General features: G+C 43.1%; 10 protein-coding genes. 6 read left to right on the plus strand and 4 right to left on the minus strand.

The window, feature by feature from the left end; translation table 11 throughout:
• Window positions 1-21: 21 nt before the first annotated feature.
• Window positions 22-2097: a Na+/H+ antiporter gene (locus ACHWSC_RS07580; protein ID WP_145329712.1), complete on the plus strand. Its 2076-nt coding sequence runs from the start codon at window positions 22-24 to the stop codon at window positions 2095-2097.
• A gap of 124 nt (window positions 2098-2221) precedes the next feature.
• Here ACHWSC_RS07580 and ACHWSC_RS07585 read toward each other — a convergent pair whose 3' ends face one another.
• The 4 genes from ACHWSC_RS07585 to ACHWSC_RS07600 all read right to left on the minus strand — a co-directional run bounded on the left by ACHWSC_RS07585 (window position 2222) and on the right by ACHWSC_RS07600 (window position 5340).
• Window positions 2222-3244: a WD40/YVTN/BNR-like repeat-containing protein gene (locus ACHWSC_RS07585; protein WP_394676348.1), complete on the minus strand. Its 1023-nt coding sequence runs from the start codon at window positions 3242-3244 to the stop codon at window positions 2222-2224.
• Window positions 3245-3257: 13 nt separating this feature from the next.
• Window positions 3258-3731 carry a hypothetical protein gene (locus ACHWSC_RS07590; protein WP_201667396.1) on the minus strand — a complete coding sequence of 158 codons (474 nt, stop codon included), beginning with the start codon at window positions 3729-3731 and terminating at the stop codon, window positions 3258-3260.
• Between the two features lies 1 nt (window position 3732).
• Complete coding sequence (locus tag ACHWSC_RS07595; protein WP_394676349.1) at window positions 3733-4221, minus strand: hypothetical protein; 489 nt, start codon at window positions 4219-4221, stop codon at window positions 3733-3735.
• A 96-nt stretch (window positions 4222-4317) separates the two neighbouring features.
• Window positions 4318-5340 (minus strand): LacI family DNA-binding transcriptional regulator, encoded by a 1023-nt coding sequence (locus ACHWSC_RS07600; protein ID WP_394676350.1) that lies wholly within the window; start codon window positions 5338-5340, stop codon window positions 4318-4320.
• Window positions 5341-5460: 120 nt separating this feature from the next.
• On the opposite strand from ACHWSC_RS07600, the gene ACHWSC_RS07605 reads away from it, so the two are divergent.
• The 5 genes from ACHWSC_RS07605 to ACHWSC_RS07625 all read left to right on the plus strand — a co-directional run bounded on the left by ACHWSC_RS07605 (window position 5461) and on the right by ACHWSC_RS07625 (window position 12764).
• Window positions 5461-6945, plus strand: a complete 1485-nt coding sequence (locus ACHWSC_RS07605; protein WP_394676351.1) for a xylulokinase — start codon at window positions 5461-5463, stop codon at window positions 6943-6945.
• A 1-nt stretch (window position 6946) separates the two neighbouring features.
• On the plus strand, window positions 6947-8275 hold the full coding sequence (gene xylA / locus ACHWSC_RS07610) for a xylose isomerase (protein WP_075993907.1): 1329 nt from the start codon (window positions 6947-6949) through the stop codon (window positions 8273-8275).
• 51 nt (window positions 8276-8326) lie between these two features.
• The gene (locus tag ACHWSC_RS07615) at window positions 8327-10003 is read left to right on the plus strand and encodes a sodium/sugar symporter (protein ID WP_394676352.1); all 1677 of its coding nucleotides are present in this window, start codon (window positions 8327-8329) and stop codon (window positions 10001-10003) included.
• A gap of 121 nt (window positions 10004-10124) precedes the next feature.
• Complete coding sequence (locus ACHWSC_RS07620) at window positions 10125-12080, plus strand: gamma-glutamyltransferase family protein (RefSeq protein WP_394676353.1); 1956 nt, start codon at window positions 10125-10127, stop codon at window positions 12078-12080.
• Between the two features lie 81 nt (window positions 12081-12161).
• The gene (locus ACHWSC_RS07625; protein ID WP_309362345.1) at window positions 12162-12764 is read left to right on the plus strand and encodes a 2'-5' RNA ligase family protein; all 603 of its coding nucleotides are present in this window, start codon (window positions 12162-12164) and stop codon (window positions 12762-12764) included.
• Window positions 12765-12770: the final 6 nt, after the last annotated feature.

The following is a 12770-nucleotide window of genomic DNA, read 5'->3' on the forward strand; positions in this document are numbered from 1 at the left end:
TATTACGAAGTTTTATAATGTATGATTAGAAAGATCATTTTAGGTACGTATTGTTTTCTTAGTTTAATTTTATTTGTCTTTCCGACAAGTGCCCAGCAGCCTATGGACGAAATCAATGGGCTACTGGATCGTTGGCACAAAACTTCGGGTGAGGTAAAGTATGGTCCATTTTTGAATGTTATTGCTTCAGATGGAGTTATTTTGGGTACTGATCATGATGAAAGGTGGGATAAAGCCCATGCAGAGAAGTTCAGCGATCAATATTTCAATCCCAAAAATGCCTGGACTTACACCTATGACAAGCGGCATATCAGCTTTAATGCCGATAGCACGACGGCCTGGTTTGATGAAACGTTTAAGATCAATACCAAGTCCTTTCGTGGCGTGGGCGTATTAAGTAAGCAGGACAATGAATGGAAGCTTCGTCAATACAGCATGTCCATGTCGGCACCTTATGCGGATGTGAAAGCGGCCGTAGGTGGAAAGGCAGGTCAGAAAATTCACAGTAACCTGTTATTGGTGATGGTGCTGTTTTTCTTTATGGCCATGTTATTTGTGCTGAGTCAACGCCTCAAGATCTCTTACCCCATTCTGTTGGTTGTTGGCGGACTTGTGATCTCGTTGATCCCCGGGGCACCTGTCATAAGTGTTGATCCTGATATCGTGTTTATGGTATTTTTGCCACCCTTACTTTTTGAAGCAGCCTGGTATACCAATTGGGGGAATTTTCTAAAGTGGCGACGGTCTATTTTTATCATGGGCTTTGGTTTGGTCTTCTTCACATCGCTGGCGATTGCCTACTTTTCGGTCAGTATTATTCCGGGATTTACCTTGGCGCTGGGCTTTTTACTGGGTGGGATTATCTCTCCTCCAGATGCCGTGGCTGCTAGTTCTGTCCTGAAAGGGGTAAGTATTCCTAAACGTGGAATTGCGATATTGGAAGGGGAAAGCCTGGTGAATGATGCAGCCTCATTGACGGTATTTAGATTTGCATCCATTGCGATTCTTACTGGCCAGTTTGTGATGAGCAATGCGACGACGCAGTTTCTGATGTTATCGGTCATGGGGGTTGTCGTTGGTCTGGTCATCGGTCACATCCTCTATATATTCCTACGTTATGTTGCTAAGTCTTCGAGTATTTCAACACCCATAACCCTTATTGCACCTTACCTGATGTATATTGTTGCGGAGCATTTTGAGTGGTCGGGGGTCTTGGCCGTGGTTAGTGGCGGATTGTTTCTTTCCTTCCGGGCAGGGGATTACCTCAACTATCATACACGGATCCAAACCAAAGAAGTGTGGGCGACAGTGGGTTTTCTCTTAAATGGATTTGTCTTTATCCTCATTGGACTTGAACTCCCGGTGATCATCAATGGTTTGGGGGAATACTCCATGGAGGAAGCTATTGATTATGCATTGGCGATTTGTGTAATTGTTATTGTTTTGCGATTAATCGCCGTTTATCTTTCGGCTTTTGTTCCCAGGATATTATTCAAACGGGTCCGCATCAAGGAAAAGAGTCCAGGGTGGAAATTACCCCTGGTCGTTGGTTGGGCCGGTATGCGCGGAGTGGTTTCTTTGGCATCAGCATTGGCAATACCATTGACTTTATATGATGGAACGGCCTTCCCACACCGAAATCTGATTTTGTTCATTACGTTTGTGGTGATTTTAGTGACGCTTGTTTTTCAGGGGCTTACATTGCCTTTGTTGATTAAATTGATAAAAATTGAAGAGGTCGATGAGCAAGCTTCAATGGAGGAGCAAATCGATGAGATTCGGGTACGTCTTGGTAAAGAATCTATTGCGTATCTGGATAAACATTACGCAAAGGAAATGCTGGAGCATGAGACAATTGCCCGTGTTAAAGAGCAGATCATCCGGAGTGTAAATGCATCCGAACGAGCGAAAGAGGAGGATACACGTGCGCAGCTTTCTGCAGTAAGGGGGCTCTATAATAAAATTATGTTGGAACTTTTGGCGCTACGTCGTGACGGCCTGTACAAGATCAAGGAAAGCAAGGCCTTTGACAGTGATGTTATTAAAGAGATCGAGTATTCCCTGGATTTGGAAGAATCGCGTTTGTCGCGCAAGTAGTTGTTTATAAGTGAGTAAATCTCAGTTTTTTTGCACTGCGAAACCTAGCTCCAGTGTTGCAAAAAATAGTGCGCCGTTGTTGTAAGAAATAGCGTGTAGAGGTGCAAAAAATAGCGAATTTAGCTTATAATGCTAAATTCGCTATTTTTCCTTTATCACCCACTAAAAATATCGCTTGGCCTTTTTTTGCCTTTTGTACGGCATTGAAGCTTTCCTTTCCGATAGGCGTCCAGTTTTTTCCGCCGTCATTCGAGAGGTCTGTTCCCGAGGTACCCGTGCTGATCAGCTGTTTTTTGGAAAGGTAAATAACGGCCGACTTAAAGCCAGCGGGAGCTGTTTCTGGTGCAAACCATGTTTTACCGCCATCGTTAGTTAGTAGGCTATTTTTGTCTTTGTTTTTATCCTCTTTGTAATCGCCACCGACTACGATACCAGTTTTCGACGAGTAAAATGCTACGGAAAATGGACCGGTGCTATTTTTCCCCTGAATGATGGGGCAGCTGTAACGTTGCCATGTGTCCCCCTGATCTTTGCTGCTGTAGATATTGGCCGCTGTTCCACCGGTGGCAATCCAGTATGTCCCTTTATTATCGCAGTATATGGATGTTCCACTGGCCGCAAAACCGGCCTCTCCTTCGGTAATTGTAAAGTGCATATTCGCGGATATATCTTTCCAGGACCTTCCGAAATCGATGCTTTTTAATAGGGGCATTTTCCCCTGAATGGCGTCGCCAAAGGCAATGCCGATCCCTTTTGGTGTAAAAGCAAAACCGTCATAAAATATTTCGGGTCGCTTATCTGTGAATACTTCTTTCCAGCTTCGACCGCCGTCATGGGTACTTAAGATGATGGCAGGGGAGCCTGCCGAAATAATTAAGGCTTCATTCTCATCAAATGCTTCGATATCCCTAAAATCTGTTTTTTCGTAGCCAATTGGATTGACCCACTGCCAGTTTTTTCCGGCATCGGTGCTGAGCCCGACGGTACCATTGCTTCCGCTTACCCATACAGTTGTATCATCGACCACACTTAGGCCTCTGTAGCTGCTGTTACGTTCTTGATTTACAATGTTAATTTTTGATTGTTGAGCGCTCAGCTGGCTCAGTAAGAAGATTTGGATAATAAAGACCAGAAATAAAGGTTTCATGTGGTTATGCTTTTTATTTAAACAAATCTACTCGTCTTTTTGAAATTTTTCCCTGTTTTTTTAAGATTGTTTTGCGGAGCTGAAGAAATCCAACGGTCATTTTCCGTGGTGATTTAAAATAAGGAATGCTCAGTACGACCAACAGCGCGATGCAGGCAGAGGTGCCGAGGGCCCCACCATAACCAGTAAAAAATTTACTAGTATTGAGCAGAATTGTCGTAAAAATAACACCAGCTAGAGCCAAACCGAAATAGGTTGATAGCTGGTTTTTGGAGACCATGCCTATAAATGAAGCGCCTATAAAAATAGGGGGGATGTATTGTGCGAGATAAGGAGAAACACTTTGTGGGAAGAAGTGAAGGAAACCTGCAACAAGTAAGGTCAGCAATGCGGATGAGCGCACTGCCCCTTGGTGAAACTTGGTGTTGACATAGTATGTCGCGGTGCTCCCGATGATGCCAACTAGGTATAAAATGAATGTTTCCATATTACTTAAAAATATATAACAGCAGGTAGGTCAGTGAAACACCAAGAAAGGCCAATGTGCCTAGTTTACCGCCGACACCATTTAATAAACTTTTCGATACAATCAGAAAGATCGCTGTAAAAATACTGGCTGCTAAAATAAAAGAGAATCCATGAGCCACCTGCGCGTTGGACATTCCTACAAATGCGCCGCAATAAATTGCTGCTGGAAGGTGGGGCAGATAAGTCGAATTTTTGTTGATATTGGGAATGAAAGAGGCTATGGTACCTGTCAGCGCCGCCCCCAAAACAGGGCCCAAACCGAAGATCTGATTGAAATAGTAGGATGAAATCGCACCTATAGGTACCCAAATAGCAATTTTAATCGATTCATATTCATGCCTGTGATGATGAATGGGCGACCTGAGGTAACTGTATAAAATCAGTAAGGACAATAGGCCGATAAAAGCCAATACAATATAAGAATGTGTATTTTCTACAAAGATGGCCACTAAAAAAAGGGCCTGAATGACAAATAATAAGCAGATGCTTATTATCCTAAATTTCTGCCGGGCTTGCATTTAAACAAATTTAGGCAAAGGTACTGATTATTTGTCTATTCTATTGGTAGATTTTCTTTTTATCAATATGGGATCAAGAACAATCTGTTCGATTGCTTCGTACGGATTTTTTTGTTTGACCATTTTTAGAAAAAGCGTGGCACATTCTTCCCCCATTTTGTTGGCCTGTTGATCAATACTTGACAGTGTAGGGCTGATAAAAGAAGAAAAGGTCTGGTTTGCAAAACCGATCACTCCTGTCGCTGGAATGGCAATATTTGCAGTTTTTAGGGCCTGTATAATCCCGACAGCTGTGAAGTCATCACCACCAATAAAGGCGTCTGGTTGGATTGCAGATTTTAGAATCTGTTCGGTTCCTTTGATGCCGGCTTCAATGGATAAGTCGCCGCGAATGATAAAGTCTTCCCGTGGGGAAATCTGCGCATCTTTTAAGGCCGCTTCAAAACCATGGAAACGATCCTGGAAAATAGCGATTTCTTTGTCCGTTGTGATAAAGGCAATGTTTTTGTAGCCCTGTTCGAGTAGGTGCTGTGTTGCAAGGTAGCCGGCTCTAAAATCGTCAAGTTTGACCACAGGAGCAGGAATATCTTTATGGGTACGGTCAAAAATAACCAGGCATTTGCGCTGATTGATCACTTCCTGAAAATGCTGGGTTTCTTGCGTCTCCAGCGACAACGAAGCAATGATGCCGTCTACCTGAGCTTCAAGTAAAGTTTTCACGCCATTGACTTCATCTTCAAACGATTCATTCGATTGATAGAGCAATAGGCTGTAGTTGTATTTTTTTAACTCTTTTTCAATGCTATGCACGGCTTCTGCAAAAAAATGGATTTGCATGGTAGGAACAATGACACCGATGGTATTGGACTTGCCGGAGGAAAGAGAAGAGGCCAACTTATTGACGCTGTAATTCAATTCCTTTGCTTTGTCGAGCACCAGTTTTCGTGTCGCCTCGCTGATCGTAGGCACATTATTCAATGCGCGCGATACGGTAGAGACTGTCACTCCAAGCGCACGGGCTATATCATAAATTGTCGTTTTTTTATTCACGCTCCAAAGTAAATAATTTTATTTAATATTTTGATAATTCAGAAACATACCCTACTTTTATGCAACCGGTTGCAATATTAGGCCGATGTTGTTTTTTATAACCAATTTGAATTGATTACCATGTATTTATTAGGTATAGACGTAGGTACTTCTTCTGTAAAAGTTTCGATTGTCGAGGCATCTTCACAACGTAAGGTTTGCTCGGTGCAATATCCGGACGTAGAGGCTCCCATAATTACTTTAGAGCCCAACTGGGCAGAACAGAACCCGCTCGATTGGTGGGACTACTTTAAACAGGCTCTGTTGAAGGCAAACAGGCTGGGCCTGTATGACCCCAAAGCAATTTCGGCCATTGGCATTGCATACCAGATGCACGGCTTAGTCGTGGTCGATAAAGATCAGCATGTGCTGCGAAATGCCATTATCTGGTGCGACAGCAGGGCTGTTGAATTAGGAAATATCGCTTTTGAAGAAATCGGAAGGTCTTTTAATCTGAGTCATCATCTGAATTCACCGGGTAATTTTACAGCGTCAAAGTTGGCCTGGGTAAAAGCAAACGAGCCGGAAATTTATGAAAAAATAGATAAGATCATGTTGCCGGGGGATTTCATAGCCATGAAACTTTCGGGGCAGGTGACAACTTCCATCTCAGCCCTATCTGAGGGGATATTCTGGGATTTCAAGGATAATGTATTGTCGCGTACGATTATGGACTATTATGGCTTTGATGATCATCTTATTCCTGAGATCTTACCTGTGTTTTCAACGCATGGTCAAATTAAATCCGCTGTTGCTGAAGAACTTGGGCTATCTAGTACAGTGACCATCAATTATAAAGCCGGCGACCAGCCTAATAATGCACTTTCGCTGAATGTCCTTCAACCTGGCGAAGTTGCTGCGACAGCAGGTACTTCAGGGGTTATCTATGGCGTCAGCGACAAGCTGATCGCCGACCGCGAATCGCGCGTAAATACATTTGCTCATGTGAATTATCAGGAGAATGATATCCGTACAGGTGTACTGCTCTGTATCAATGGAACAGGCATTATGAATAGCTGGGGTAGACGGTTGTTGGGACGCGATTTGTCTTACGAACAGATTAACGCCATGGCTGGTGCATCTCCTATCGGTAGCAAAGGTTTGCAGGTTATCCCATTTGGCAACGGTGCCGAGCGGATGCTCAACAATCAAACGGTTGGAGCTTCAATTTCAGCGATAGATTTGAATAGGCATGAGACAAGCGATATACTTCGCGCTATACAGGAAGGGATTGCATTTGCTTTTCGCTATGGTTTGGATATCATGCGCGAAAACAACCTGTATCCAAATATGATTCGTGCAGGTTATGCAAATTTATTCTTGAGCGCTGTTTTCAGGGAGTCATTTGTGGGAGCCACTGACGTTCCAGTTGAAATCTTTAATCATGATGGCAGTATTGGAGCCGCTCTTGGAGCAGGTATAGGAAGTGGGTATTATGCGGATTCTACAGAAGCTTTTCGTTCTTTGAAACCTGTATATACAGTGGAACCTCAATTTGTAGCGCAATATGAGGAGCATTATCAGCAATGGAAGGAATTATTAAACAAACAAATAAATAGTAAATAAGATGAATATTATCAAAGGGAAAAAAGAATTTTTTAAAGGCGTTGGCCAAATTCAATTCGAAGGAAAGGACAGTACAAATCCATTGGCTTTCCGTTATTATAATCCAAAACAAATTGTTGGTGGCAAGACCATGGAAGAGTATTTTAAGTTTGCCTGTTCGTATTGGCATTCTTTCAATGGTAATGGGTCTGATCCATTTGGCGGACCGACACATCAATTTCCATGGGATGAAAGCAACGATGTAATCACAAGGGCAAAAGATAAAATGGATGCGGCATTCGAATTTATCAGTAAAATAAATATACCCTACTATTGCTTCCATGATGTGGACTTAGTTGATTATTCGGATAATGTGGTTGAAAATGAAAAACGTCTCTCCACTATAGTCGATTATGCGAAGGAAAAACAACAGGAAAGCGGTATAAAATTGCTTTGGGGAACAGCCAACCTTTTTAGCCATAAACGCTACATGAATGGAGCAGCAACTAACCCAGATTTTCATGTTCTTGCACATGGTGGCGCACAGGTTAAGGCAGCCTTGGACGCAACGATTGCTCTTGGTGGTGAAAATTATGTGTTCTGGGGTGGTAGAGAGGGGTATATGAGCCTTTTAAATACCAATATGAAGCGTGAGCAGGAACATCTTGCACAGTTTTTACATATGGCTAAGGATTATGCCCGCAAAAATGGTTTTAAAGGAACTTTCTTTATCGAGCCGAAACCATGTGAGCCTACAAAACATCAATACGATTATGATGCGGCTACCGTGCTGGGCTTTCTGCGCCAGTATAATCTTTTGGAAGATTTTAAATTAAATTTAGAGGTAAACCATGCGACATTGGCCGGACATACGTTCCAGCATGAGCTACAGGTTGCTGTAGATGCAGGTAAATTGGGCTCCATTGATGCTAACCGCGGTGATTATCAAAATGGATGGGATACAGACCAATTTCCGAACGATATCAATGAATTGACCGAAGCCATGTTGATTATTTTAGAAGGTGGTGGATTCCAAGGTGGAGGTGTGAATTTTGATGCCAAAATCCGTCGGAACTCGACAGATCCCGAAGATTTGTTTTATGCACATATCGGTGGTATGGATCTTTTTGCACGCGCGCTTATTACGGCAGATCGTATCCTGCAAGACTCGGATTACAAAAAAATACGGGCCGATCGTTATGCTTCTTTTGATACAGGCCATGGTGCTTCATTTGAAGAACGGACATTGACTCTGGAGAACTTAAGGGATTTAGCTGTAGAATTGGGGGAACCCAAAACGATTAGCGGTAAGCAGGAGTATTTAGAAAATTTGGTCAATAGATATATATAGTTCTAAAAATATTTCTATATTAGGCGATCAAATTAAACCAATTACCAATACATGAATAATTATTTAAGCACAAAAGATTACATCGTTTTCCTGATATACTTTGTTATTGTAGCAGGTTACGGATTATGGGTGTATTATCGCAAAAAATCTGAATCTGTAGGTTCCAAAGACTATTTTTTGGCTGAGGGGTCATTGACTTGGTGGGCTATCGGAGCTTCACTTATTGCGTCCAATATTTCGGCCGAGCAATTTATCGGTATGAGCGGTTCCGGATTTAAGATGGGATTGGCTATTGCGACTTACGAGTGGATGGCTGCCATTACACTGATTGTCGTTGCGGTATTTTTTATCCCGGTATATTTAAAGAACAAGATCTTTACGATGCCACAGTTTCTCCATAAACGATATAATGGAACTGTTGCGATGATCATGGCCGTTTTCTGGTTACTGTTGTATGTTGTCGTTAATTTGACATCCATCCTCTATTTGGGAGCCATTGCGGTAAGTAGTATTTCCGGTATCAGTCTGGATGCCTGTATGTATGCCATTGCGATTTTTGCTGTGATCATTACATTGGGAGGAATGAAAGTAATCGGTTATACGGATATTATTCAGGTTTTCTTTTTGGTATTGGGTGGTTTGGCTACCACTTACCTAGCCTTGAATCTCGTTTCAGAGCACTATGGTGGCTCAGGAGTATTGGAAGGCTATCACTTGATGACCGAAAAAGCTTCCGACCACTTTCATATGATTCTGGATCGAAAAAATGAGAACTATCTCGATTTACCGGGGTTAACCGTTTTGATCGGGGGGATGTGGATCGTTAATTTGAATTACTGGGGATGTAATCAATACATCACACAACGCGCCTTGGGTGCAGATCTGAAAACCGCGAGAAACGGTATCTTGTTTGCCGCATTTCTGAAGTTATTAATGCCTATCATTGTCGTGTTGCCGGGTATTGCAGCCTATGTAATGTGGAAAGATGGCTTGTTCCAAAATGAAATGATGCAACATGGTGAGGTAAACCCTGACCACGCTTATCCAGTTTTGTTGAATTTATTGCCAGCAGGTTTAAAAGGCTTGTCTTTTGCGGCATTAACAGCTGCAGTGGTCGCTTCATTGGCAGGTAAAGCAAACAGTATCGCAACAATCTTCTCCTTGGATATCTATAAAAAAGTATTCAATACAGAAGCATCGGACAAGAAATTGGTCAATATCGGCAAGCTAACTGTTGTGGTTGCCATGATTTTGGGTGTGCTGATTGCTCCACATTTGGGTATTGATAAAAAAGGTGGATTCCAATATATTCAAGAATATACGGGTTTTGTATCTCCAGGTATTTTTGCGATGTTCATTTTAGGATTCTTCTGGAAGAAAGCAACTTCAAATGCGGCTTTGTTTGCAACAATTGGTGGTTTTATTTTCTCCATCATCTTCAAAAAATTGCCGGATTGGGTCGATCTGTCATTCTTGTCATCGACAGGTTTCTCCGTTCCAAATCCAACAACAGGAGTCTACGAAATTCCATTTTTGGATAGAATGGGATTCGTCTTCATCATCTGTATTATCGGTATGATTCTCATCAGTATTATCGACAATAAGCGTGGTGTCGTGCCAGCTGGATTGGAAGTTGATACCACGATGTTTAAACCACACCGGGCGTTTTTGGTCATTGCATTGATCGTAGCGCTATTGGTTACAGCATTATATTCTATTTATTGGTAATCCAATAGCAAATAAGATTTTAAAAACTCCTATCAATCTCGGTTGATAGGAGTTTTTTGTTTGTTTTAAAAATACCTATCTTGGTTTTACTAAAACCATTGCTTAACGAAAGATTGCTGCTATGAAAAGAAGATCCCCCTTGCTACTGATGACGCTGTTTGGATTGCTCACTACCTGTACGCCGATGCTGAGTACCGCTCAGCGTACACAGAAACCACCTTTACATGGAAAACATTGGATGGCTATTACGGGTAAGCCCTTGGCGGCAACAGCGGGTGCCCAGCTATTTCAACAAGGGGGAAATGCGGTGGACGCTGCTTGTGCAATGCTCGCAGCGACCTGTACGATGTGGGATGTACTGAGTTGGGGTGGAGAGACGCAGGCTTTGATTTATCATCCGAAACTAAAGAAGGTCATTGCGATAAATGCCTTGGGGGTAGCACCAAGTGGAGCGACAGTCGATTTTTTTAGATCAAAGGGCTACGAATTTCCACCAGAATACGGTCCTCTTGCTGCTGTCACACCGGGTACACCCGGCGGTTTGTGCTATATGTTGGCTCATTATGGAACGAAAAGTCTAGCAGAAGTATTAGCGCCTGCTCTTGAAATGGCTGCAGGGTACCCGATTGACGCGCAAACTGCAACGAGTATTGAACGTGGCAAAGAGCGCATTAAAGAATGGCCGTACAGTAAAAAGGTATTTTTAGTACATGAAGGTAAATCCTGGGAAGCTCCCGAGGCCGGAGAGGTTTTTGTACAGCAGGATCTGCATAAGACCCTATCCAAATTGGTAGATGCGGAAAAGAAGGCTCTTGCAGCGGGTAAAGACCGGAAGGCAGCAATCATGGCTGCTTATGATCGGTTTTACACCGGCGATATTGCAGATGAATTTGTCCGTGGCAGTAAGGAGCAAGGAGGCTTAATCACGAAAGCAGACCTAGCCAATTGGAAACCTATTGAGGAGGAACCATTGTATGTCAATTATAAGGGTGTTGATGTATATAAATTACAAGAATGGACACAGGGACCAGCCATGCTGCAGAGTTTGCAGTTGCTGAAAAATTTCGATCTAAAGGCAATGGGTTATAATTCGGCTCTTTATATCCATACACTCTATCAGGTTATGAACTTAGCCTTTGCCGATCGGGATTTTTATTACGGTGATCCCTACGGTAAACCTAAGACACCTATTCAAGGCCTTTTGCATGAATCCTATGCCAAGGCGAGGGCCGCAACCATTGATCTTAAGCAAAATAACCCGAATGTACTTCCCGGAGACCCTTATCCCTACGAAGGTAAGCAGAATCCGTATCTATCGTTACTGGAGCAGCGTAAGAAGGAGTTTACGCCACATACGGAGCTGAAAAATGATTTTGTCCCTAAACATGACGCACGCGCAAGTTCGTCACTAAGGGAATTGCCAAAAACAGCTCTTTTGGCGTCTTTAACGGTGGATAGTGCTTATGTCGACCGTTTATTACGGGGAACCACAAGCGTTGAAGCTGCGGATGAAGAAGGTTGGGTCGTTTCGATCACACCGAGTGGTGGATGGCTCCCTGCCTGTATCGCCGGGAATACCGGGGTGGGCATGAGCCAACGTTTGCAGAGTTTTGTCTTAGATTCGTTGATTAACCCGTTCAATGTGGTCGAGCCAGGCAAAAGACCGCGTGTAACGCTTACGCCTTCGATGGCTTTGAAAAACGGAAAACCTTACCTTTCTTTTGCTGTGCAGGGAGGAGATACACAGGATCAAAACCTATTGCAGTTTTTCTTGAATATGGTCGAGTTTGGTATGACGCCACAACAAGCCAGCGAGGCGGCCAATATCAACAGTAACCAGCTTTGGCTATCGCTGGGAGGAACGAAGACCGATGATCGAAAACCGCGCTCAGGTAGCCTTCTATTGGATAAAAATACAGCACCTGAAATTATTGAACAATTGAAGAAAATGGGGTATAGCATACAGCTCGGTGATCGTACCAGTGGACCTATCAATGCTATTTATTTCGACCAGCAGCACCATACACTTTGGGGTGGCAGCAGCAACAATGGGGAGGACTATGGCATCGGGTGGTAGTTTGTCATTAGCCTGCTGCTTGGTTTTGTTATCTCCGCGGTATTTGTTATCTTACCTACTGATCGGAAACTGATTTTTGTTATGGAGGGTAGTGTCAATAAATATTCGTTTGTTTTTCAGCCTGATGAAGCTGGTATTGTCTTGGTCGATGGCTTGAAGCGGCGACTACGTGCATCGTTAGCCGAACTGTTTCCCGACAAAAACAAAGGCTGGTACCCCAGTTGCAACTCCAAAGCCCATGTAACGATATGTGCTTTTGAAGCAGATGGGAGTAAACTGACAATGGCTATTGAGGCTTTGCAGGAGACTTTGGTCTATGAGCGGAGTCAGTATGTTTATTTTGATCATTTTTCGTCATTTGCTGGAGGTGCGTACTATATTGCACCGACAGTACATGCCCGGAGTTATCTCAAGGACCGGGCGCGAAAGGTTGTTCAAACTTTATCGGAGTTTGATTTGATCGAGATTAGCGACGAACCCCATATTTCGATTGGACGACGTCTGGAACCAGAACAGCTTGAAATTGCAAAAGAACAGTTGCGGTCTGTCGACCTGAGCTTTATGTGCAAGGGCGTTCATGTGCGGCAGTTTAAACCTGATTTAGGGCAGTATGAGATCATCGATTTCATCCAATTTGGCAACCAATCGAAGGAAAATTCTGGCCAGCTGGCATTTAAATTCTAATAATAT

It is taken from the genome of uncultured Sphingobacterium sp., assembly GCF_964277905.1.
GTDB classification, from domain to species: domain Bacteria; phylum Bacteroidota; class Bacteroidia; order Sphingobacteriales; family Sphingobacteriaceae; genus Sphingobacterium; species Sphingobacterium siyangense.

What these genes read in the sequence shown, in the direction of transcription:
- ACHWSC_RS07615 (WP_394676352.1), top strand. Translation starts at nt 8,327, where the DNA reads ATGAATAATTATTTAAGCACAAAAGATTACATCGTTTTCCTGATATAC.
- ACHWSC_RS07590 (WP_201667396.1), bottom strand. Translation starts at nt 3,731, where the DNA reads ATGGAAACATTCATTTTATACCTAGTTGGCATCATCGGGAGCACCGCG.
- xylA (WP_075993907.1), top strand. Translation starts at nt 6,947, where the DNA reads ATGAATATTATCAAAGGGAAAAAAGAATTTTTTAAAGGCGTTGGCCAA.
- ACHWSC_RS07585 (WP_394676348.1), bottom strand. Translation starts at nt 3,244, where the DNA reads ATGAAACCTTTATTTCTGGTCTTTATTATCCAAATCTTCTTACTGAGC.
- ACHWSC_RS07620 (WP_394676353.1), top strand. Translation starts at nt 10,125, where the DNA reads ATGAAAAGAAGATCCCCCTTGCTACTGATGACGCTGTTTGGATTGCTC.
- ACHWSC_RS07625 (WP_309362345.1), top strand. Translation starts at nt 12,162, where the DNA reads ATGGAGGGTAGTGTCAATAAATATTCGTTTGTTTTTCAGCCTGATGAA.
- ACHWSC_RS07580 (WP_145329712.1), top strand. Translation starts at nt 22, where the DNA reads ATGATTAGAAAGATCATTTTAGGTACGTATTGTTTTCTTAGTTTAATT.
- ACHWSC_RS07605 (WP_394676351.1), top strand. Translation starts at nt 5,461, where the DNA reads ATGTATTTATTAGGTATAGACGTAGGTACTTCTTCTGTAAAAGTTTCG.